Raw genomic sequence first — 22,698 nt, forward strand, 5'->3', positions numbered from 1 at the left:
AAAAAGGCAGTCTTTTAACTATACGTATAAAGTGACAAAGTACCTAAAGCTTAGGGGTAAGTTAAGTAATCCATTGTTTTATAGACGTAATTCTCTTATGGTTAAGAAAATTATTCTGGCTTAGGAAGGTTATGTATGAGTGAACTGTCTCAAGAAGTATTGCAGGAATTTTCGGACCAAGTTGCCGAAATTTGTGAAAACATGCAATTGGAGCCAGATCAGATGCTAGACGCGATTGGCAGCACCTTTATTGGAGCCGTGCTTAGTTTTGGCAAAACCGATTATCGGGTAGAAGTCTCTGGAGTTGCCTCTGCAATGGTAGAAACGATTTTTGAAGCTGGGGAGTGAGAGTAGAGCTAACTACAAAGTTTGCTTATAAGACCTTATGAAAGAGTATCCGACGACTGAAGGATGCGTACTTGATTGCTTGGTTATGGGTGCTTAACCATTATTGGGTATTAAATGGTATACGAGAGGTGACAAAGTGCCGAAGAATACAAGCACAACTTTAGGTGACCACTTTGATGGCTTTATTGCACAGCAAATTGATGAAGGTAGATAAACCTCGCGTCTTAATGAAAATCTCTAGAACGACTCTGTAAGCCTGCTAATTGTTCCGTCATGTCTTCTAGCTTGCCCGCAATCACATGGGTGACTTCTCCTTCACGTTCCAGGATGCCTTTGATCTTGAGGATTTTTGCGCTCAAGTAAGCTTTTTTTTGTGCCCGCGCCGTGCCTGCCCAAATAACGACATTGATGTTTCCGGTGTCATCTTCCAAGGTCATAAAGGTTACACCTGAAGCGGTTCCTGGGGATTGTTTTCCTGTGACGACACCGGCTATATCAACAAAGGATTGATGTTTAATCTTTGCTAGCTGTGTTGATCGGGTAAATTTTCCTAAGCAACCTATACGGTCTAATAAGGTAATAGGGTGCTGCTCAAGGCTTAGTTGTAGCGAGGCGTAATCTTCAATCAGGTTGTCAAAGTTGCTCGGCCGGTATTGGTATTGTGCTTCCTCTTTTACTTGCAGCTTTGAATCTTGCTCAGGTAGTGCCAAGTTTTGAGGCGGATTCATAAGCGCCCAGCGCGCTGCGTAGCGGTTTTCTGCAAAACATTGTAAAGCATTGGCAGAAGCGAGGGCCTCAAGGTCCTTTTGGTTCAATGTCAGCTGATGAAGTGCCTGTGCATTTTGATAACCAGCATTCGGGCGTTTGCTGAGAATTTCCCTGGCGCCTTTTTCGCTGAGGTTCTTTATCTGCCGTAAGCCTAACCTCATGGCGTGGCTGTAATGACTAGAGCCTTTTTCAGGCAGTTTTTCTAAACGATGGTCATAATCTGACTGGTTAATACATACGGGGCGTACTTCAATGTTGTGGCGTACAGCGTCTTGTACGAGCTGCGAAACGCTATAGAAACCCATGGGTAGGCTGTTGAGTAAGGATGTGTAGAACTCAACTGGGTAGTAATGCTTTAACCATGCAGAAGCGTATGCGAGTACGGCAAATGAAGCTGAATGACTCTCAGGAAAACCGTACTCTCCAAAGCCGCAGATTTGTTCAAAAATCCGTTCTGCAAAGGCTTGCTCATAGCCCCTTTCCAGCATCCCCTCAATCAGTTTCGATCTAAATTGCATCAGCTTACCCGTCTTTTTCCAAGAGGCCATGGCGCGTCTGAGTTGATCAGCTTCGCCCCCGGTAAATCCGGCGGCGACCATAGCCAGCTTGATCACTTGCTCCTGAAAAATGGGTACTCCCAGCGTGCGGGATAAGACTTCCTTAACAGCTTCCGAAGGATATTCGATGTTCTCTTCACCATTACGCCGCTTTAGGAAGGGGTGAACCATATCGCCCTGTATTGGCCCGGGTCTGACAATAGCGATCTGAATCACCAGGTCATAATAATTTTCTGGTTTTAAACGTGGCAGCATACTCATCTGTGCACGAGACTCGATCTGGAACACGCCAATAGTGTCGGCTCGCTGAATCATCTGATAAACCTTTGGGTCATCCTGCATACGGGTGATATCTGCGATGCTCAAGTCTCGTTGGTGGTATTGTTGAATAAGGGAAAATGTCTTACGGATAGCGCTGAGCATACCGAGCGCCAATACATCGACTTTCAGTAGCCCAAGGCTTTCCAGGTCATCTTTATCCCATTGAATGACGGTACGTGCCTCCATACTGGCATTTTCGACAGGTACGAGTTCGTATAGCGGTCCGGATGAAATGACAAAGCCACCAACATGTTGTGAAAGGTGACGAGGAAATCCCATAATTTCATTAACGAGATTAATAAACTGCTGGCCTTTACCTGTGTCTGGGTTGAGTCCTAATTCGATGATCTGTGACTGCCAAGTCAAGCTGTGGTCACGTCGATTAACGTTCTTAATAAAAAACTCAAGTTGTGTTTCGGCGATACCTAAGGCTTTACCAACATCCCTGACGGCGCTTTTAAAGCGATAAGTGATGACGCTTGCAGCTAAGGCTGCTCGTTCTCGGCCGTATTTCTGATAAATATACTGAATGACTTCTTCACGGCGTTCGTGTTCGAAATCGACGTCGATATCAGGCGGCTCATTGCGCTCCTTACTGATAAAGCGCTCAAACAATACAGATATCTGGCGAGGGTCGACAGAGGTGATTTCCAGGCAATAACACACTACCGAGTTGGCTGCAGAGCCTCTTCCTTGATAAAGAATTCCTCTTTGTTTGGCGAACATTACAATGTCGTGGATCGTTAGGAAGAAGTAGGCATAGTCCAGCTCTGCAATTAGATTCAGCTCTTTGTCTATGGTTGACTGAATATGATCAGGAATACCTTGAGGGAAACGAAACCTCACGCCTTGTGTGACTAAAGTACGCAGGTAAGAGATGGGTGTTTCATTGTTCGGGACTAGCTCGCTAGGGTATTCGTAACGAAGTTCATTAAGCTTGAATTGGCATTGTTGGGCGATAACAAGAGTTTCGTGTAAATACTCCTCGCGAAACAGTTTGCTTATTTTCTGTCTGGACCTTAAACAACGCTCGGTATTGTTAAGTAGCTGCTTGCCAGACTGAGCAATGGTACGGCCTTTTCTGATGGCTGTCAGAGCGTGCTGTAGCGGTAGGCGTGTTGCGGTATGCATTAATACACCACCGCAGGCGGTGATGGCTAAGTCCCAACTTTCGGCCAAACGCTGGCAGTGCTGGATATATTGTTTATCGTTGTATTTCAGGTGGCGCTGTAAGCCAAGCCAAAGTCTGTTGGCGTGATGCTTCTTCAGCCATTTGGCTTGGGAATGGTCATGCGCCTTACCGCTGGGTAACCAGATAAGCAGGCAATGCTGAATGCTCATGATATCCCAGTCTGTTAATTGGTATTCACCTTTCTTGGCTCGACGTCTAGCATTCGTAATTAAGCGACATAGCTCGGCATAAGCTTGTCGATGGGGGCAGAGTAGTATCAATTCTAGATGTTTGCCGAGGCGGAAGAGGCTGCCGACAATCAGCTTTATTGGTAGCTGATGCTCTTTTATCGCCGTATGTGCTTTGACTACACCGGCGACTGAACATTCATCGGTAATAGCGAGTGCTTGATAGCCTAAAAATGAAGCCTGGATAGCCAGTTCTTCAGCATGAGACGCGCCTTCCAAAAAAGAGAAGTTACTCTGGCAGAAAAGCTCGGCATAGTGAGGCTGCATTAGGCAAATACTCCATGTAAATACCAACGTTGTTCAGGTGTTCTGAATACCCATAGCCAAGCGCCGCTATGTGCACGCGCAATAAAGTAGTCACGAATAACGTTTTGCTCATCCCACCAGCCTGTCGCGATACGTTCAGGCCCCTCAATAAGCGTGACGCGTTCTCTTAATACTTTTGGTTTGGGGAATAAAAGGCTGGGACGAAGCTTTGCTTTGTCGATTGTCAGGTGGTTCGCCATGCCTTTTTTTATAGGCCGGTTTTGATAGTTACGTAAACAGGTGCTTAGCTCAGGCCGTGGGTCATCTACTAAATCAATATTCTTAATTGAATCAGGGCCCAGTTTTGCCTGAAGTGTTGAGATGAGCTCTAAAGAAGAGCCATTGCGCTGTCCGCCCTCAAAAAAATCCATGCTTTCTTCGTGCTTGGCTTTTGTTTTATGTGCCGAGATAGTGATGCCAATAACTGGCGAAGGGACTTTAACCGACTCAAAACGTAAGCTGAATAAATCCAGCCATACCTTTGCCAGATAATCACCTTTTGCTGAGCTGGCAAAAACTTCTTGAAAGCCTTTATCTCGTAAATGAAGTTGTAGTTTTAACTCATAGGCATAAAGATTTTGGATTCGTAAAAACTCTTCCAGTGCATTGAGTAAGCGCAGTAAGGGCTTTTCAAGAAGCTGAAGATTAGAGAGTTCAAATAGTAATTCCAAATAACGTGAAAACTGCATGGGAGGATGATAGAAATGGACGGCTTGTGGCAGAGTGCCGGTGAGTTGTCCGACATAATTAACCAGGGATAGGTCAAAACGTTTGGCAAGCTCTGCTGAGGGAACAGCCAGGAGTGCTTGCATGTCTCGAATACCGACACGTTGCAAGCGCTCAATTTGTTTATCAGGCAAGCGGCTTTCACTAAGCTTTTGCTGCTTGAGGTGCGCTAGCACTTGTTTACGTTCGTCACTAATCAGATTTAGGCCCGATCTTGCGAGTAGTTCAGCCGCTAGAGGTGAGTATGCACTGGCGTATTGATAATGGACTTGCTGTTTTTCCAAATGCTGTTTTAGGGTTTGCCAATAACTCGTGAGCCCATCATATAGGCTCAACATATTACTGACCCGTAACAACAAACCATTTGAACCGCAAAGGCTTATGTCGGAGGTGACTAAATAGAGCCAGTGAGCTATTTCAAGCAGTTTCTTTCTTTCTATTTCGGGATCATAAGCATGCACACAGAGCTCACGACATAAGGAGGCAGCGCTACCTAGCCCCATTCCCAAATGAATACCTTGCTGTAGGGCATGATCATTGGCTTGAACTACGATGTTTTTTTGACCATTGATTACGATAACGGCTTGCTGTTCGTCCTGATTGCATGCTGCCTGGTTTAAAAACAGGCTATCGATTTGTAGTGAAGGGAAGTGGAGGTAAAGCCATAAAGTTGATAGAGACATAGCATCACCTTTATACCGCTTTAGAAGCAGGGAAAGGGATGATGTTGTTCGTGTTTTGTAGTGCCAGTGAAGGCCAATAAGAAGACATATTGAGAGAGAATTCGGGTTTTGGCCAGGCACCTTTTTGTTTTGCGATGGTAATCGCGATACCTCGCTCTTCAGCCTTTAGTTGCAAGCTCAAATTGACTGGTAGTGAAAGGCTTTGCTGCTTTGCTGTTCGAAAGATGAACTGACGGCACTGCCCCTGATTACTGGCTAATTGTAAGCGTTGAATATGATGAACTTCTAGTTGGTTTTGCCACAGGAGTACGGCCTCACAGGCACCACTTTTCAAGCACTGTTCTGCAGACCACAAGGCTTCATTCGCAGAGTTAGTATTAATAAGTAGTATGCGCTCTAACTCAATGCCTTGATGATAAAAGAACTCAGCACTCAAAATACCTGGCGGGTTGATAAATATGCAGAGGCCTTGTTTGTTTATTAACGAGGGTAATAACAGGCGAAGCTCGCCGATACCACAAGTTGAGTGCAGCATTACAACGCCTTTTTTTGGAAAGCCGCCAGACAAGTGAACATCGAGCTCGGAGTAGCCGGATGTTTCGAACTCAGGTGCTTGTTGCCTACTCCGGCCATGCCAGATTAGCTGTTTCTTTTCGAGTAAATCAATGAAGTTTTTCATAGTAAATGCCTGTATGGATATACAGTATATTATTTCTTGAATATATTCTGCAAGTGTAATTTCAGTCGCCTATTTGTAGCGCTTAGTTTAGTGTCTGTTCAAAAAATAAGCGGGAATGGCCTGATACTTGCTGTATGACTGCGTAAAACCATGAAAGAAAATAATAACGGAAGAGATGATGGCAATGACCAATCGTGCGGTTAAAGACGAGGCTGATGAGCTAAATGGACCTGATTCGCTACTGTATGAGCCTTTGAGGGTTTATCTTGCGGATGTATCTTACTTTAGCGGTAAGCTTGAAGCCTTACTGCGTTATAAAGAGATTCCCTTTGAACGGGTAAATGCTTCTGTAGGGGACTTGGTGAATAAGGTTTACCCTCATACAGGTTTAATGAAAGTCCCCGTGGTGCGTTTAGCCAATGGGCAGTGGTTAAAGGATACGACGCCTATGTTCGATTGGTTGGAGTCGAATTTTCCACAGCACTCAATTATGCCAGAAGACCCTGTTGACTTATTCATGTCAAAATTAATTGAAGACTATGCTGATGAATGGTGTTGGCGCTCAGCGATGTTTTGGCGTTGGCGTTACCCCGAGACTCGTCAGCTTCTTGCTCAGAGAATTAGTGAAGAAGTCTTGTCAGACTGGCCTTTGCCTAAAAAAATCGGTGCTTGGTATTTTGCGCAACGACAAACCAAAACCTTTCTAGAAGGGGATGGCGTGTCTTCAAAAACAGAACCCTATGTTAGAAATCATTATTATCATTTGCTTTGTGCAATGAAAGTATTATTGAGAGATCAGCCCTTTCTATTGGGTAATCGGCCAAGTCTGGTTGATTTTGCTTTTTTTGGGCCGATGTTTCGTCACTTTTCACTAGACCCAGCACCGGCCCAAGTAATGCGAGAAGAAGCTCCGGAAGTCTATGAATGGGTAGCTAGAATGTGGAATGTCAAAGGAAGTGGGGTTAAAGGAAGGGCGCACCAGAGTGACTTTAGCCATAAAGGTTGGCATTACTTTTTGAAAGATATTATGAAAACTTATTGGCCTATGCTGCTGAAAAATGCAGAAGCTTGGCTGGATGGGCGAGCTGTCATGGATTTTGCGAATGAAGACGTTTCATTTTCAAACTTGAAGGTCGTGCATTACCGGGTTTATTGCTTGGAAGTTCTTCAGGATTTGTACTGTTCATTAAATAAGTCAGACCGCCTAAGGGTTGATACCTTGTTAGCACCCTATGGCCGACTTGTGTTGATGGAGGGGCTTGATTCAGGTCTGAAAGAAGATTACCAGCTACCCTTAGATAGTGAAGCTCGTCCGGTGAATTTACTGCAAAAACTAAGTTTAATGGCAACAGGAACACCTTGGGATAAGCCGTTTGGACGCCTATTTTCTTAGAAAGCTGGCACCGGGATACAAAAGCGTTTGCTCCCGGTGTTTGAATATTAAGTAAACAAAGGTTTAATCGGAAGCAAAGGTTCAAAGTCTGGGTCAGTCTTCATCGCTTTGGCCTGGAAGCACTTCATCATATCCTGTGGACGGAACATGCCTGATTGCCAGGTGGCCATGTATTTGAGGCTGTCAGCAACGCTATGGTCGCGGCTATAGTTGATCATTTCCTTACAACCAGCCACAGCAACCGGAGACTGTTTGGCTATCTCGGCTGCGATACTCATTACGCCTTCCAGCATTTCTTCTTGGTTTGCGAAAACCTTGTTCACTAAACCGATTTCTTTTGCTTCTGCAGCGTCGAACTTACGTCCGGTATAAGCCAACTCACGCATGATGCCTTCTGGAATGAGTTTAGGTAGGCGTTGCATGGTGCCTAAATCTGCTGTCATACCAAGCTGGGTTTCTTTGATGGTGAAGAATGATTCTTCAGTACAGTAACGGCTGTCACTCGCACAAACCATATCTACAGCACCACCAATGCAGCCACCTTGAATGGCAGTCAGAACCGGGATACGCGCCTCTTCTAATACGTTAAAAGCATCTTGAAGTTCTAGCACGGCACGGCGTAGGTTTTCAGCCATGCGTGAAGGGTCGCCGCCCATTGGAATTGAGTTACCGCTGGTGAATACAGCTAGGTCCATGCCCGCGCTGAAGTGCTTGCCAGTAGAAGATATCACTATTACGCGCGCTTCTGCTGAGGCATCGATTTCACGGATAGCAACAGGTAGCTCTTGCCAGAAATCGATATTCATCGCGTTAAGCGCATCAGGGCGATTAAGCTTAAGGTGAGCGATGTGATTTTCGGTGGTGATCTCGAGAGTTTTGAAGCTCATTTTGCATCTTCTCCTACGGTAGCAGTAGATAAATAGTGATTTAAGGTCAAAGTTGACAGTGTCAAGATAAGCATTAATCTTGACGTTGTCAAGATGGCGTGCGAGCATTGAGTTATGAGTGAACAACAGCAATATCATCATGGTGACCTTCGAAACAAGCTGATCTCAATCTCGCTGGAGATGCTACAAGAGAATGGTATGCCGGGTTTATCTTTGCGTAAGCTCGCCGAGCGGGCGGGCGTGTCAAGATCAGCGCCGTATCATCATTTTAAAGATAAGAATGACTTATTAGCGGCGGTGGCAGAGCAAGGCTTTGAGGTGTTGACCGAACAGCTTTCCTCTGCAATTTCAAGAACCGACTTAAGTATGCAGGAGCGTCTGGAGCTAACGATTCAGTGCTATTTATCTTTTGCGATGGAGAACGACACCCAATATGAGTTAATGTTCGGTAGAGAGCTATGGCGCGATAACCCTTCGCCCCGTTTGCAGCGAACAGCCAAGGATTGCTTTCGTGCCTATGCGCAGCTGCCCGAGCAGTTTCATCAACAAGGTTTGTTAAAAGCAGATGATGACCCACTTCGACTAGCACAGGTGATGTGGTCTACTTTACATGGCTTGATTAAAATATCTCATGATGGCATTGTGGTTCGTAAGGAAGATTTAGCTGACATATCACGCTATGCTCTCGCTCATCTCATTCCCGTAACTACAAGCTCGTAAACCAGAAGAATAAAGGTTTAAAAAGGATAAAACAATCAGCCAGCCTTTGCGTGTTTATGCAGGTGAACAGGCTTTACAACATGTGCGTGCTCAGGGCTTAAGTCCGTTCGATATCAAAGTGTTATTAGGTGCTTCAAGTGGGCCGAAATGGTTGGTATTACATGGTATCGATTGTTTCTTGCAGCAATTTTTTAAGGCCAGCGAGTCGGACTTGGAGCTACTAGGTACGTCTGCAGGTGCCTGGCGCATGGCAACTTACGCTCACCAAAATCCTGAAACAGCATATCGAAATTTAAGCGAAGCCTATATTGAGCAAACGTATTCGGCGAAACCCAGCGGCAAAGAAATTCAGGAAGGTTGTAGAAAGGTAATTCACCAGCTGTTGGGAGAACAAGGTGCAGAGGCGGTGCTTGCGACGAAGGGGCGGCACCTTAATGTGATTGCGACGCAATGTCATGGCTTGACCGCTAGCAAAAATAAACACCTCAAATCACTCGGCTATGGCTTAGCTGCGATAAACAATCGCTGCTCACGAAAAACACTTGCCTGGCAGTTTTCCCGCATCTTAATACATGACCCGAGAAGTCAGTTGTTCAATAGACGGCTCACCGATTTACCGACACGTTATGCAGACCTCTATAGCGGAAATCTGGAGGACACCTTACTTGCGACAGGTGCTATTCCCGTCATTATTGATGGCGTGGAAGGCCTCGCGGGTGAAGGCGTCTACCAAGATGGGGGCATTACAGATTATGCTTTTGACTTACCTTTGTTGCCTAAAGATGGTTTTGTTCTGTTTCCACACTTTGCGAATATTCCGGTGCCATCAGAAGAATTTGTGGCCAGCCTGCCTTATAAGAAAATCCCTGATCGTCATGACTTCTTGAATCTAAGTGACCAAGAGCGAATAAGCTACTGGCGAAAGGTAGTGGCGCAAACAGAGGTCTTAACAGATGACCTGGCTACGATGCATTGGCAATCAAGAGTTGAGCCTCTGCCTTGGTAAGGCTTAGAGAGCTAGTTCTTAGTACTTTTTCCAATTCGCTAACTGAGTAAACTGTTCCACCGTCAGGTTCTCTGGTCGCAGCCCTGCATCGATATTCAAATCCTCAAGTGCTTCAGGTTCTACTGCGCCGCTGAGCGCATTACGTAGAGTTTTACGACGCTTAGTGAAGGCTGTGCGTACAATATGCTGAAGACGCTCTACCGATTCAACAGGATAAGGAAGCGTAGCATGCGGAACCAGGCGGACAATGGCTGACTCAACTTTTGGTGCCGGGTCAAATGATTCAGGGCCGACAATAAACAGTGGTTGAACACGGCAATAGTACTGAGTCATGATACCCAAGCGGCCATAGTGTGAAGTGCTCGGTGCTGCAGCCATACGCTCTACTACTTCTTTTTGTAGCATAAAATGCATGTCTTTCAGGTTAGTAATGCTTTCCAGCAAATGAAAGATGAGCGGTGTTGATATGTTATAAGGCAGGTTGCCGACGATTCTTAACTTATGTTCGTCATCTGCCAGTTGATCAAAGTCGAACTTCAAGGCATCTGATTCGTGAATGACGAAGTCGGGATAGTTAAAGAATTTTGTGCGCAGGATAGGGATCAAGTCACGATCAAGCTCTACGACTTGGAGATTTCCTTCGCTTGCCTCAAGCAAGGGTTCAGTAAGCGCACCAAGACCAGGCCCAATCTCTACCAAACGATCATCAGGTTGGGGGTTGATGCCGCTAATGATTCGGCTGATGACTGCGTCGTCATGAAGAAAGTTTTGACCAAAGCGCTTACGAGCCTGGTGACCTGCTTTCTGATTGTGTTTAGCCATCTTGCCTGCCTTCTCTTGAATTTTGGGTGTTAAACTGTTTGTTTAGCCTTGAGCGGACGCCATTTGCAAAGCGATATCTACGGCCGTTTTCAAACTACCGACATCTGCTTGCCCGCTGCCAGCGAGATCTAGTGCTGTGCCATGGTCTACTGAAGTACGGATGATCGGCAGGCCGAGCGTAATATTGACCGACTCACCAAAGCCATCGAACTTTAACACAGGTAGGCCCTGATCGTGATACATGGCCAGTACTGCATCGGCTTCTTCTAAGTATTTTTTATTGAATAAGGTATCGGCAGGTAAGGGGCCTAGTAATTCTGCCTGGCTCTTAAAGCTTGCCATAACAGGCGCAATAATATCGATTTCTTCCCTGCCCATATGGCCGTTTTCACCTGCATGAGGGTTTAAGCCTGCCACGAGAATACGTGGTTGCTTGATACCAAACTTGCTCTTCAGGTCGTCAATGAGAATCTGAATGACCTGTTTCAGGTTGTCAGGGGCAATATTACGACTAACTTCTGCTAAAGGAAGATGAGTCGTTGCTAGTGCCACTTTCATACGAGGGCTTGCTAGCATCATCACAACTTTACTAACGCCGCATCGCATTTGCAGGTGTTCGGTGTGCCCTGTGAAAGCAGTACCCGAGTCATTGATGATGCCTTTGTGTAAGGGGGCAGTAACCAAGGCATCGGCACGACCTGATGAGCAAGCATCAATCGCCTGGTCAAGGCATTCAACGACATAGGAGGCGTTGGCCACATTGAGCTGACCGGCTTGGCAAGGGCGAGCGAGCGAGACGTGTTGAATATATAGCCCAGGTTCATTTTGCCGAGAATACTCCTGCCAATCTTTTACTGAGAAGCCAAGATTCAAGAGTGCCGCCCGTTCTTCCATCATTTGCTTATCAGCAAAAATAAGCAGTGAACAGGCTAGCTCGCTTTGCGCTAGTTGAATGACTAATTCAGGGCCAATACCGGCTGGCTCACCAGGCGTGAGTGCCAGTACAGGAGGGGCGTTAGAAATATTCTCGGCCATGCTTAGGATTCTTCTGCAAACTCTTCTTTAATTTCGATATAAGCTTCGCCCTTTATTTCGAGCAGCCAGTTGGATAGCTCCTCTTCAAATTTGCGGCGATGTAGGGTTTGCTGAGCCTGGTTATTCTGAATCAACTCTGCCATATCTTTCACGCGTCGCTCTGTTACTTGAAGGATGTGCCAGCCAAATTGAGAACGGAAAGGCTCACTTAACTCGCCTACGTTTGTCTGAGTCATTGTTTGTTCAAAAGCAGGAACCATTTGACCAGGATTAACCCAATCAAGATTACCACCATCAATAGCGGAAACCGGGTCATCTGAATTGGACTTGGCTATGGCAGCAAAGTCGTCTCCACCCAGTAGGCGTTCGTGAAGTTTGTAGATGATTTCTTTTGCTTCTTCTTCAGTTCTAATCTCGCTTGGTGAAATCAGAATATGTCTGACTTGCGATTGCTCAATTAGCTTTTCCTGACCACCGCGTTTATCTAGCACGGTAACAATGTGGAAGCCACTTCCGGTACGAATAAGTGATGAGGGCTCCTGAATGGCCAAACTGGGTATGATGTCAGCTGCGATAGTTGGTAGCTCACTTTCTTTACGCCAGCCAATTACACCGCCTTCAAGTGCTTGGCGACCGTCAGATTGCGCAACAGCCGTTTTCTGGAAATCTTCACCTGCCTTGAGTTCTTTAAGAATGTTGTTTGCTTTATCTAGCGCTACTCTTTCTTGTTCTTTATCTGCTGATTCAGGGAGTGCGATTAAGATATGGCCAATCAAGTACTCAAGGCCAGATTGTGTTCGACCTTCTTTTGAGGCTAAGAATGCTTGAACCTCTTGCTCGGTGACTCTTACGCGTTGGTCAACCTGTCTTTTTTGAACTCTGGAGATGACCATTTCCCGGTGTATTTGTTCACGAGCACTGGCGTAGGTGTCGCCTTCTAGCTCAAGTTGCGCTTCAAACTGAGAGAGCGTCATGTTATTCGAACGAGCGATATTCTCTAGAGTGGTATTAAGCTGGGCATCACCAATACGAATACCGGTACGATTTGCCATTTGTAGCTGGATGCTTTCAAGAATTAATTGATCAAGCACACGCTGTCGCATAACTGACAACGAGGGAAGAGGGGTATTCTGGCGCTGTAAGCGTTTAGTGATCGAGTTTACACGTTGGGCTAGCTCAGACTGCATCACGATATCGTCATCGACAATGGCGATGACTTTGTCTAGAAGTACTGCATTTGGCCTCAGTTCAGGTCTAGAGTTTTCTTCAGCATGAGCCACAGAGGCCATACAGCTAAGTCCTAGTAGGGTGCTAAATAATAGGCTCAGAATTGAAGGTGATTTTTTGTGGGTGTGAGTAAACATCGCCATAACTATAAATAACTCTAATTTAAAATTTCTTCTCGGGCCGCATAGCCCGGAATATGTTGATCCATTCTACGGGTACTTTGTCCAAAACCGCCAACACCACTTAGTTGAAAACGGAACAAAAACCCATGTAAGACTTCGCTATCACTATCTAGATAAGATTGACTTAGCAATTGAACGCGCCAGCAGCAGCTACTATATTCAATGCCTGCAAGCGAACCAATGCTGCGCTCTTCCTCAAGGTCGTAACGAAGACGGCCTATTAGACTGGTTTGAGGATAAATAGGCGCAATAAAAGAGGTGTCGATTTGCTCTAGCTCACCCTGGATATAGCGATGGCTGAAATTCAGCACATGACGGTAGTCTTGACTGTGTAAGTGCAAACTCGTATTGCCTTCCTGGGTCTGGTTGTTTCTGGCATCCCATAAACCACTCGTTGCCAGCTCTACACCTGGATAGGGACGGAAGATAAACTCGGTCGCCAGCAGGGAGTCTTTGCGGTCGGCCTCTCCAACGCCATTTATGCCAACTTCGCGATCATCGTAGTGGTAAACCTGGCCAATGCTGACAATAGCTTTCTCTTGCCCAGTTTGCATGTCGGTCCAACGATTGGTGATACCTATCGTCAGGCTGTTATTGTCACCGACTCGATCACCGCCACTAAAGCGATAGGGACTAAACAGTCGCTGATAGTTGAAGCTAGGTAAGGTACTGTCGAAATTAGGAAGAGCATCTTGGTCTACGCTCTTGGCATTCACATAGTAAGCTCGTGGTTCCAAGCTGTGGCGAATCGTGGATGACTTGAAGAATTGGCTTTCACTGAATAAAGAACTTCGGTCGAAGAATAAAGCCGCATCAAGTTCATAAATTGGAATGGTGCGAGAGATATTATTGTCGACAGGCGTATAATCTTCAAGAAAGTAGTCGGTATGGTCGATACTTACAGATGGGCTGATATAGCCCCAGCTCTTAGATAAAGGCAATGATACCTTGGGCTGGTGTCGAACGCGTGAGCCTATAATACGTTCATCCCCGACGAGACCTTCCTGGTCACGGTAGAAGTAGACATATTGGCTGTGCCAGTCGAGTTGCAGTTGTTTGTAGATAGAACCGAATTGATAATTTAGTTCAGGTAAGCGTTGATAAGCTTGTTCGCTTGCCAGCAGTGTTTCATCGATACTTTTGTATTGCTGCATCAAGAAGCTGAATCGCCAGTTATCCTCTGAATAATGGAGTTCAGCCCTTCGATCAAGGTTATCACTTCGGTTTATATTCAGCCCCTGGTTCAAATCATCCAGGTAGTCAAAGTCGCTGATCTGGCTATATTTGAGCGTGCCATACCAGCCGTCATGATGCGCATTGATATCCTGACTAAAGCTGAGGCCCCAGCGAGCGTCCGTGTCATCTGGGCCGATTGCTTTCTGCTCGCTATTATAGAACTTGTCTTTGCTGATGTAGCCTAAGTTGAGCTCGCTATTGGTATAAGTGCTAGCATGCCGAAGTTCTAGATCGGAATGTACCCCTCTGCCATGAACATAGCTGGGCGTAAACGTCGCATCGTAGTCGGGCGCTAAGTTAAAATAATAGGGGGTCGATAGAAATATGCCGTTCTCTGTATTTGAGGTACCGAATGAAGGATATAAGAAGCCCGACTTACGGCGGTCATCGATCGGAAACGAAAACCAGGGAATGTACATCACAGGCGTATCTTTAATCAGAAAACGGGTGTTTTTTGCTTGGCCGAAGCCTTCTTCTCTATTGAGAGAAATGTTTTCTGCAGCGAAGGCCCAGTCTCTTTTCTCGGGCGGACAGCTGGTAAATAAGCCATCATGAATGAGCAGCGTATTTTCGTCTGCCCGTGTTATTTCTGAAGCTTTGCCGTTAATTGAAGTTTTGGGGTTCGAGAAGCTGGCATTGATGACCGAAACTCTATCGCTGGTCATATTTACCGTTGCGCTGTCACCTTTTAGTATCAGATCGGGGCTGCTTAGTACGATGTCGCCTTTAAGTTCAGCTGTCTGGCTAATTTTGTTAATGGATGCTTCATTACTTTGAGCATGGTAAGGCCCGTGAGTAAATTCGATATCGCCCTTAAGCTCCAGGTTTTCATCAGGAAGGTAGTTAACTTCCTTGGCGTGAATCACAATACCTTCTTCAGGCTTAACCGGTTTTTCTGATGTCAGCTCTGTTGAAGGTGACGCAGACTTTGCTGATGAGCATGCCTCTGTTGTTAGCGAACTATTATCATTTGCCCAGACAGATGCGCTCATGCTTAACATTAAAGGCACTGCTCTTATGAAGATGCGCTTTGATGGAGCTTTAAATGGCGATAATGTTGGCAATGCAGAGATCCAGTATGAGTAGCGAGAGGGTTAGCTAGTTTAATGAACAAACCTAGTTGCGAATAATAAACGCTGCCAGGAGGGATGTCATTTAACTTTTGTTGAGACTCAAAGCCAGTCGCTTGGATTTATTCTCTCATTTTTTTAATTCGCTAAGTTTTGCTGCGCACATATAATTTGATTAGGATAGCCGCAGCGAATGAAGGTCATGCCTTTCTTAGTCATATACACTGACGCATACATAGCCAAAGCGATAAAGTCTTATTCAACTCAATAGAAGAAAACACATTAGGATTAATTGATGGATCAACGGTATCAAGCACTCTGTACCTGGGTTGCCGAAGCATTGGAGATAGAAAAAGCCGAGCTCTCGGTTGTCTCGGGCGATGCAAGTTTCAGGCGCTACTTCCGCTTTCAACAGCCCGGCCAGTCTTTAATCGCAATGGATGCTCCCCCTGAAAAGGAAGACTCTAATAGCTTTGTTTGCTTGGCACGTAGTTGGCGAGAGCAAGGGGTCAATGTTCCGGCTTTGATAAAAGTTGATTTGGATAAAGGCTTTCTATTATTAAGCGATTTGGGAGATGAGCTATTGTTGCCTTACCTGAATCCCGATAGCCCGGTGATAGAAAGTGGTAATAAACACTATGCGCAAGCCATGAAGGCGCTGCTAAAGATCCAAAGTCTTAAGCCAGCAAATGATTATGCTCTACCACTCTATGATAGTGCACTGCTGCAACGGGAAATGGCCCTGTTCCCAGACTGGTTGCTTGAGAAAAAGCTTGGTCTTGATTTGAGTGAAGACGAGAGGCAGCTTTTAAAGGCAAGCTTTCATGCTTTGGAAGAAAGTGCTTTGGCTCAACCACAAGTCGTTGTCCATCGTGACTATCATGCGCGAAATTTGATGGTGGTTGGTGAAGAGCTGGGAATAATCGATTTTCAGGATGCGGTGCAAGGTCCTAACACCTACGACCTGGTTTCCCTGCTTCGTGATTGTTACATCGTTTGGCCAAACGAGCAGCTTGAGTCTTGGTGCAGAGACTTTTACGACTTATTGAGTGATTCGGCTGAGCGACAAGCGAGCTTTGAACAGTTCAAACGAGATTTCGACTTAATGGGCATGCAGCGGCATCTGAAAGCGGCCGGTATTTTTGCTCGTCTATCCCTGCGAGATGGAAAGCATGGCTATTTGAATGATATTCCAAGAACGGTGCAGTATATCGTTAAAGTCAGTGCGGCTTACCCTGAGTTTCAGGAGCTGACTCACTTTCTTGAGCAGAGGGTATTGCCTGGGCTATCAGAAAAGCTGGGAGCTTCTTCATGAAAGCGATGATTCTTGCAGCAGGCCTTGGCAAGCGTATGCGGCCTTTGACGGAGCATGTCCCCAAGCCTTTATTGAGGATAGGTGAGAAGTACCTGATCGAATTTCACTTAGAGAAGCTCGCTGCGGCAGGTATTCAAGATGTGGTGATTAATACGCATTGGTTAGCTCAGCAAATTCCGGCTAGCCTGGGGAATGGCGAAAAGTGGGGCCTACGTATACATTACAGTCACGAATCTGAACTTCTGGAAACGGCGGGTGGTATTGTTCAAGCGCTTTCAATGTTGACGGACGAAGCCGAGCCAGAGTTTTTGCTTATCAATGGCGATGTTTATAGTGAGTTGAATATTGCTGAATTTCTGAATAACGCTTCTACTCACAATGAGTCGCGGGAGGCTTATCTCGCGCTAGTGGATAATCCTGAGCACAATTTAAAAGGGGATTTTGTCTTACAAAGTAGCGGTAAGTTGTCAGCGAATACAAATGATGGCAAGCACCTGACCTATGCCGGAATTGCTTTGTTTCACCGAGATTTCTTTAAGGATATAAAACCTGGCCCTTCGCAATTGGGCCCTCAGCTACGAACTGCGATTGAAGCACAGCGAGTTGGTGGTGAGCGTATCCAGAGCTATTGGCTCGATGTTGGAACGCCGGAGCGCTTACAAACACTCAGGGATAGAGTGTCAGCATAAACAGGCAAAAATATGACGGTTTTATTTGTTTGTGTTGACGAACTTTTGGCTCCTTTCTTCATACCTTAGATTGAAAGGCTAGTTTTTAATATTAGCTTTATATAAAGTATTTCAAGTTAATTTGTTATTTAACAATAGCTTAAGTTTAGTTTTCTAGGCTTTGCTTATCGCTTCAGGTTTTGTTTTTTCCAAAATCACCATTAGGCGCAGTTTATGCATATTCCATTAGAAATATTTATTGATGGAATAATCTCATGTCTTTTAAAGCTCTTTCCCGGCAGAAGCTAACGGGCCGCACTCTTGTTTTATTACTGTTGGCTGCCTTTGTTCTGGTGCTGGCCTTATCAAGCCTTGAACCTTTAAAGTTTTTGAACCTTCCAGGTTTGTTGCTTGTGGTTTTGGGAACTTTTACCGGGGCTGTCTTGAGTCACTCATTTGACGATTGCCTTGCCGCATTTCGACAAGCTTTTCCAAGAAATAAAGCCGAGCACTCTGACGTGGCAAACGAAGCCAATATCATTCTTCATTTTGCTCAGCTTTGGTTTAGAAACCAATACACCCTGATCGACCGGGATTTATCAAAACTGGATAAACCTTTTTTGAAAAAGGGGCTGCAGATGATCAGGGATCGCCAGCCAAGCGACGATATTCTTTCACTTCTCAATTGGCAGATTAGCCAGGTAAATTTAAATGAAGGGCGCTATATAGGCATCTTCCGCACCCTGGCGAATCTTGCACCGACTTTTGGTATTGCCGGTACCGTGCTGGCCTTGCTCAATATGGCTTTTATCTTGGAGCAGGGCAGAGCCGTTTCTGAGGCGGCAAGCCTTATGGGTTTTGCCTTGGTTAGTACCTTTTATGGTTTAATCCTGGCGAGCTTTGTATTCAAACCGATTGCTGAAAGGCTGGAGCAGCGTCGATTAAAAGAGGTTCAGCATATTACCTTGCTTGCAGAAGGTATTGTTCTGATTCACGAGCGTCGGACGCCTGCGGTGATTCGCGAGACCTTGATGACTTACATCGAAAGCATGAACGCATTATCAGCTAATCAGCAAACCACTAAAAAGCCAAAGCGAGCTTCGAAGAAGCCAATGTTAGTGAAATTTGGGCTTCAGCGCTCTGCTTAATAAACTTCTACTGCTTGAGAAACGTAAATGAGTAGTGCATTAAATCGCTCAGATAATTATTCAGACTTACGCCATAGGCGTCCTGCTGATAATTTCAAGGCCATGTTATCTAAAGTCGATGGCTTCGCAGAGAAGGCTCAGAAGAAGGACGCAAGCTCTTGGTCTGAAAAACTTCGACTTGCTAAGTTTCAATCAAGTGAAGGTGTGTCTGAGCAAGGCTCGAACTCTTCCATATTTGTTGATTTATTCCTGCTCATGCTAGCGCTGGGCTTATTGCTGTATTTAACGTTTCGCTCAGTGCAGGCACCTGTTTTGGCGCCTGTTGAGAAGCCTGCTGATTTGTCTGTGTTCACTGATGAACTGATGGATTTGACCGGTATTGGCCAAGAGGGTGGCGAACTTGATGCTTCAGTACTCGCCACGCTTATCAATACAGGAAACTTAAAACAGCATGTTCAAATAGAAGATTCTGAACCCTACCTAAGCTTGCAACTTAGTTCTCGTGTTCTTTTTAATGCAGGGTCTTATGACTTGGCTCGTTCAGGGGCGTCTATTTTGGATAGCTTGCTACCAGAGCTTCGAAAGCAAGCAAAGCCAATTGTTATTGAGGTTCACACAAATGGCTATGCATCCTTGTATGGCGAAATCACCTCCGAGCAGGAACTAAGCGAAAGACGCGCGGAAACCTTAATGGACTTCTTTATTTCTGAGGGAGTCGCAGAAGCTCGTATCAGTGCTAAAGGCTATGGTGACTCTAGACCAGCCAGAAAAGAAGACTCGGCTCAGGCGCAAGAGCTGAATCGCAGGGTGCTTTTGAAGCTAGAGAAATAGTGCTTTAGCTAAGCTTTGAATTTGCAGTTGTGCAAAAAAATAGATGAAGCTTAGCGTCGCTAAATTTGTTGCTATGATTAATACGCCACTTTTTTTGCTTTTGAAAGCAGACCTAAACCTAGCATTGCCGGCGAGATCTAAAGCAAGCATTTCGAAGCGCCACAAGCCTCATATTGGCGGGCTGTTTTTCACCTTCTGAAACAGAGGTAATATTGCAAGGTCTAAGAAATTCTAACGGTGCTGGATAAATTCATTAAGAATATCCAATACGCTATCTGATAAGCCAATAAGCTCTTCAACTGCACCCTGCAGAGATAATGGTTCAGCGCCTGCTCGTGCGACCTTATAGATTTCTATGCCCTTAGCGTGTACTTTCGGATGAACATCTTCATAAAGCTCTTTGAAGCGACTCTTGGAACTTAGCTGCTGTCCTTTATCAGACATTAGGTATTTCCCAAGGCGACATTGGGTATGATCTTTTAGCTCACTCTCTTGTACGCTGTTTTGTCCAAATAATGCAAAACGGATAACCTTATCTACCCACACAATATGGTCACTCTTGGCCATGCGAAGCAGTACATCATCGTTGCTTACATCAAAGTAGCTCAAACACTCTACTTGCAGGTCACGTAGATATTCGACATTTTTATACATATCTTTGAAAATGGTGAATGATTCATTAATGCCATCAGCGGTATTTTGCACACCTCTTGCCATATCTTGTGCTACGGAAGCTTGCTCTGTTGCTGCTGAGGCAATTTGAGCTGTTGCATCAACATTTTCTGTAGCAGCGGTTTGAGCATCAGAAATTGTTTGAACTAACTGTTTTCGGTCTTGATGAGAGTCTTCTAGTACACCAATAGTTTCTCCTACGATGCGTTCTACATCATTAGCTCCATTTACTACACCGCTCACAATAGATTGAATTTCACTCGCTGCTTCAGCACTGCGGTGAGCGAGTCCACGCACTTCATCGGCGACTACGGAAAATCCGCGTCCAAACTCTCCTGCTCGTGCGGCTTCAATAGCAGCGTTTAACGCGAGTAAATTCGTCTGATCAGCGATTTCATTAACAGTAGTCGTCAACTGAATGATACTTTTAGTTTGTTCAACAAAAGTTTCGGCATTACGCCCAACATCTTTGATAGATGATTCAATTGAGTCTAGTTTTTGAACAAGTAAACTAAGGGCGTCACTGCCTCTACCAGCCTCATCGCATGTATGCTGGGCACGCTCAAGTACCTGTTGACCAAGTGACTCTATTTCTTGCGCGGTAGCAGACATTTCTTCGATAGCGCTCGCTAGTTGAATCGATTCGGATACAACCTCATCTAACCGGCTGTTTAGCTGTAAACCTTCACGTCCAAACCTTGATACCACTTTTGCCGAATCAACTGTCTTGTCGGCGATTTTAAGAAGATCGGCGTCAGACTCGTTTTTTACGAACGGTAACAGCCATGCTGGGGCATTTGTTTCTGTCACTTCTCCGCTAGCAAGCTTTGAAAGCCAAAGAGTTACAGTAGATTCTTTTAAAAACATCAAGTATCCGCAGAATTAGAAAGGTATGGGTTATTATTTATAAAGCATCCATTAAATGAATATTAGACTGTAATTAAAATTATCGCCATACAAGGTCGCTTATTCTTATGGCGCTCGGTAATGTCTGCTTACGAGCTTTCTACGCCCCTCGTACTGGTTAATTAATTTAAAGGTGAATTTTTCCATTGGGTGCTCAGATCACACAAACGCTGGCTTTAGATCTTCTTCTTTTAGCAAATCAACTACGGATGAAACGATATCTTGTTTTTGCGACGCATCACTATGAACAGCATAAACTTCCCTTACAAATGACTCGGCACCGTGAATAGGGAATAACTGCTTAGATTGAACAAACTGTTCAACGAGTACCTTTGGTAATAAAGCTACCCCACCGTATGTCATTAGAAATTCCAAGGCTATATGAGTTTGTCCTGTATGTAGAATCGGTGTGTGTGGTTGATTGAAGAGGCGAGCTTGAAGGACATTTACAGATGTTCCCCAGTCAACAAAAATATGTTTAGTTTTGGCAAGCTCTTCAGTTGCAGCCCAGTTTTGGTCAGATACAAACATTAACTCGACCTTGCCAATTTTAGTGAGAACTAATTCCGTAACACTTGGCGGGTCTAGTAAAACAGCTATATCGATACGTCCACCTAACAAGGCCCTCGTCAAATCTTGAGGACTGCTAATTTCAGTCCGAATGTTTAAACCGTCAAAGGTATCGACCACTTTTGGTAAAAGTGACTGTAGAAAAGTGTCCCAGAGGTTTGAGGTGCTGCCCAAAGCGATCTGCATATCCAGCTGGCCAGCCGCACCTACATCCTGTAGTGCTGACTGCCACGATGTGAGTACATTTTCAGCATGGGGTAATAAACGTTCGCCCGAGGGGGTTAATAGTATGTTATTACGCTCGCGCGTAAACAAACTCATTCCAACACTTTCTTCCAGCTGCTTAATTCGAAAGCTTACAGCAGATTGGGTTAAGCAAAGATTTTCTGCTGCTTTCCCGAAGTGTCGAGTCTTGGAAACTTCCATAAAAGTGCGCAGAAGATCTGTATTCATATCGATTAAAAATATTTATCGTAATTAGAAAAAAAGTTCATTTTACAGCATAAATCGATTGAAAGCATAATCGCGCGAAATAAGATGGTTAGATTATATTAGGCAAAAATATGGCTAATAAACAAGCATTCCACACAACGGGTAAATTTTGGGCTATAGAGCATTTTCCAAAAGGAATAGCAAGAAGCGGCCACTTTACTAAAGAACAAGCACAATTACTCGAAGATTATGGTAAGTCATACAAGGCTCTCTATGGCGGAGAGCTAAAGCCTAGGTGTGATGAAGAGAAAGAGTTTGTATCCGTTTTTATGGGGAAAAAAGAGGCCTCTAGCATTCATGAAAGAGCGTGGAAACGCTTCTTAGAAGTAAGCAATCAAAGGCAGCGCTTACACATTTCTATGGGCGCCCAGCCTTCTTCATCAGTAGATTTTTCATCTTATGATGATGACAGCAACTTAAGCGATTAGGCCTTCTCAATAAGGGGATCTAATTTACTAATCGATAATTTTTATTTATCAGGAAATTATGAACATGAATATGAATAAGTTCATCGCTGTTCTGGCCTTGGTCATACCTATGTTGATTCCGAACTTTTCTCTCGCAGAAGAACCTCAAACTAAAGAAGAGCAATGCGCTCAATACGGCTCCTATCAAGATAGTGATGGTATTTGGCAAACATGCGACCCTGAGGAAACTGAATCCACTGATTAGTGATTCCGTTCCCTCACCAGTAACGCTATACGTCTTTTA

The 22,698-nt window shown here is 44.9% G+C and carries 21 protein-coding genes; 11 read left to right on the forward strand and 10 right to left on the reverse strand.

The genetic code is table 11. The annotated features are described in order from the left end of the window. Window positions 1–135 precede the first annotated feature (135 nt). Window positions 136–348: a hypothetical protein gene (locus A3763_RS06770; protein WP_068634292.1), complete on the forward strand. Its 213-nt coding sequence runs from the start codon at window positions 136–138 to the stop codon at window positions 346–348. 136 nt (window positions 349–484) lie between these two features. Further along, window positions 485–562 carry a type II toxin-antitoxin system ParD family antitoxin gene (locus tag A3763_RS30055; RefSeq protein WP_156490383.1) on the forward strand — a complete coding sequence of 26 codons (78 nt, stop codon included), beginning with the start codon at window positions 485–487 and terminating at the stop codon, window positions 560–562. Window positions 563–572: 10 nt separating this feature from the next. On the opposite strand, the gene A3763_RS06775 is transcribed toward A3763_RS30055, so the two are convergent. Genes A3763_RS06775 through imuA form a run of 3 tightly spaced genes read right to left on the reverse strand, consistent with a single transcriptional unit; the run spans window position 573 to window position 5,807 of the window. After that, window positions 573–3,680 carry an error-prone DNA polymerase gene (locus A3763_RS06775; protein ID WP_068634291.1) on the reverse strand — a complete coding sequence of 1,036 codons (3,108 nt, stop codon included), beginning with the start codon at window positions 3,678–3,680 and terminating at the stop codon, window positions 573–575. Further along, window positions 3,680–5,128, reverse strand: a complete 1,449-nt coding sequence (locus A3763_RS06780) for a DNA polymerase Y family protein (RefSeq protein ID WP_068509143.1) — start codon at window positions 5,126–5,128, stop codon at window positions 3,680–3,682. Before A3763_RS06780 ends, A3763_RS06775 begins: the two co-directional genes overlap by 1 nt. Before the next feature lie 10 nt (window positions 5,129–5,138). Then, a complete protein-coding gene (gene imuA / locus A3763_RS06785) occupies window positions 5,139–5,807 on the reverse strand; it encodes a translesion DNA synthesis-associated protein ImuA (protein ID WP_068509144.1) in 669 nt (222 codons plus the stop codon). A gap of 184 nt (window positions 5,808–5,991) precedes the next feature. On the opposite strand from imuA, the gene A3763_RS06790 reads away from it, so the two are divergent. Beyond that, window positions 5,992–7,200 (forward strand): glutathione S-transferase family protein, encoded by a 1,209-nt coding sequence (locus A3763_RS06790; RefSeq protein ID WP_068634290.1) that lies wholly within the window; start codon window positions 5,992–5,994, stop codon window positions 7,198–7,200. A 47-nt stretch (window positions 7,201–7,247) separates the two neighbouring features. On the opposite strand, the gene A3763_RS06795 is transcribed toward A3763_RS06790, so the two are convergent. Then, window positions 7,248–8,087: a crotonase/enoyl-CoA hydratase family protein gene (locus tag A3763_RS06795; protein ID WP_068634289.1), complete on the reverse strand. Its 840-nt coding sequence runs from the start codon at window positions 8,085–8,087 to the stop codon at window positions 7,248–7,250. 114 nt (window positions 8,088–8,201) lie between these two features. Here A3763_RS06795 and A3763_RS06800 point away from each other — a divergent pair, with 114 nt between their 5' ends. Both A3763_RS06800 and A3763_RS06805 read left to right on the forward strand, forming a co-directional pair. Further along, window positions 8,202–8,807 (forward strand): TetR/AcrR family transcriptional regulator, encoded by a 606-nt coding sequence (locus A3763_RS06800; RefSeq protein ID WP_068634288.1) that lies wholly within the window; start codon window positions 8,202–8,204, stop codon window positions 8,805–8,807. A 46-nt stretch (window positions 8,808–8,853) separates the two neighbouring features. Continuing rightward, window positions 8,854–9,813, forward strand: a complete 960-nt coding sequence (locus tag A3763_RS06805; RefSeq protein ID WP_082880406.1) for a hypothetical protein — start codon at window positions 8,854–8,856, stop codon at window positions 9,811–9,813. An 18-nt stretch (window positions 9,814–9,831) separates the two neighbouring features. On the opposite strand, the gene rsmA is transcribed toward A3763_RS06805, so the two are convergent. The 4 genes from rsmA to A3763_RS06825 form a co-directional block, all read right to left on the reverse strand. Beyond that, complete coding sequence (gene rsmA / locus A3763_RS06810) at window positions 9,832–10,635, reverse strand: 16S rRNA (adenine(1518)-N(6)/adenine(1519)-N(6))-dimethyltransferase RsmA (protein WP_068511087.1); 804 nt, start codon at window positions 10,633–10,635, stop codon at window positions 9,832–9,834. Window positions 10,636–10,677: 42 nt separating this feature from the next. After that, window positions 10,678–11,670, reverse strand: a complete 993-nt coding sequence (pdxA, locus tag A3763_RS06815) for a 4-hydroxythreonine-4-phosphate dehydrogenase PdxA (protein WP_197475985.1) — start codon at window positions 11,668–11,670, stop codon at window positions 10,678–10,680. A 2-nt stretch (window positions 11,671–11,672) separates the two neighbouring features. Beyond that, the gene (locus tag A3763_RS06820) at window positions 11,673–12,959 is read right to left on the reverse strand and encodes a peptidylprolyl isomerase (RefSeq protein ID WP_068511090.1); all 1,287 of its coding nucleotides are present in this window, start codon (window positions 12,957–12,959) and stop codon (window positions 11,673–11,675) included. 95 nt (window positions 12,960–13,054) lie between these two features. After that, window positions 13,055–15,307, reverse strand: coding sequence for an LPS-assembly protein LptD (locus A3763_RS06825; RefSeq protein ID WP_068553418.1), 2,253 nt, complete (start codon window positions 15,305–15,307; stop codon window positions 13,055–13,057). 373 nt (window positions 15,308–15,680) lie between these two features. On the opposite strand from A3763_RS06825, the gene A3763_RS06830 reads away from it, so the two are divergent. The 4 genes from A3763_RS06830 to A3763_RS06845 all read left to right on the forward strand — a co-directional run bounded on the left by A3763_RS06830 (window position 15,681) and on the right by A3763_RS06845 (window position 19,347). Then, window positions 15,681–16,700, forward strand: coding sequence for an aminoglycoside phosphotransferase family protein (locus A3763_RS06830; protein WP_068508884.1), 1,020 nt, complete (start codon window positions 15,681–15,683; stop codon window positions 16,698–16,700). Beyond that, a complete protein-coding gene (murU, locus tag A3763_RS06835; RefSeq protein WP_068508882.1) occupies window positions 16,697–17,389 on the forward strand; it encodes an N-acetylmuramate alpha-1-phosphate uridylyltransferase MurU in 693 nt (230 codons plus the stop codon). Before A3763_RS06830 ends, murU begins: the two co-directional genes overlap by 4 nt. A 254-nt stretch (window positions 17,390–17,643) precedes the next feature. Continuing rightward, window positions 17,644–18,516, forward strand: coding sequence for a motility protein A (locus tag A3763_RS06840; RefSeq protein WP_068634285.1), 873 nt, complete (start codon window positions 17,644–17,646; stop codon window positions 18,514–18,516). Between the two features lie 27 nt (window positions 18,517–18,543). Next, on the forward strand, window positions 18,544–19,347 hold the full coding sequence (locus A3763_RS06845) for an OmpA family protein (protein ID WP_068508878.1): 804 nt from the start codon (window positions 18,544–18,546) through the stop codon (window positions 19,345–19,347). Between the two features lie 231 nt (window positions 19,348–19,578). Here the strand turns inward: A3763_RS06845 and A3763_RS06850 are convergent, their stop codons facing one another. Continuing rightward, window positions 19,579–20,886: a methyl-accepting chemotaxis protein gene (locus A3763_RS06850; RefSeq protein ID WP_082865343.1), complete on the reverse strand. Its 1,308-nt coding sequence runs from the start codon at window positions 20,884–20,886 to the stop codon at window positions 19,579–19,581. A gap of 198 nt (window positions 20,887–21,084) precedes the next feature. Then, the gene (locus A3763_RS06855) at window positions 21,085–21,948 is read right to left on the reverse strand and encodes a LysR family transcriptional regulator (protein ID WP_068508875.1); all 864 of its coding nucleotides are present in this window, start codon (window positions 21,946–21,948) and stop codon (window positions 21,085–21,087) included. A 110-nt stretch (window positions 21,949–22,058) separates the two neighbouring features. Here A3763_RS06855 and maoP point away from each other — a divergent pair, with 110 nt between their 5' ends. Together maoP and A3763_RS06865 are read left to right on the forward strand one after the other, a co-directional pair. Beyond that, window positions 22,059–22,415 (forward strand): DUF413 domain-containing protein, encoded by a 357-nt coding sequence (gene maoP / locus A3763_RS06860; RefSeq protein WP_068508873.1) that lies wholly within the window; start codon window positions 22,059–22,061, stop codon window positions 22,413–22,415. A gap of 64 nt (window positions 22,416–22,479) precedes the next feature. Beyond that, entirely contained in the window at window positions 22,480–22,659 is a 180-nt protein-coding gene (locus tag A3763_RS06865) for a hypothetical protein (RefSeq protein ID WP_068508871.1), read from the forward strand. Window positions 22,660–22,698 lie beyond the last annotated feature (39 nt).

It is taken from the genome of Oleiphilus sp. HI0128, assembly GCF_001635365.1.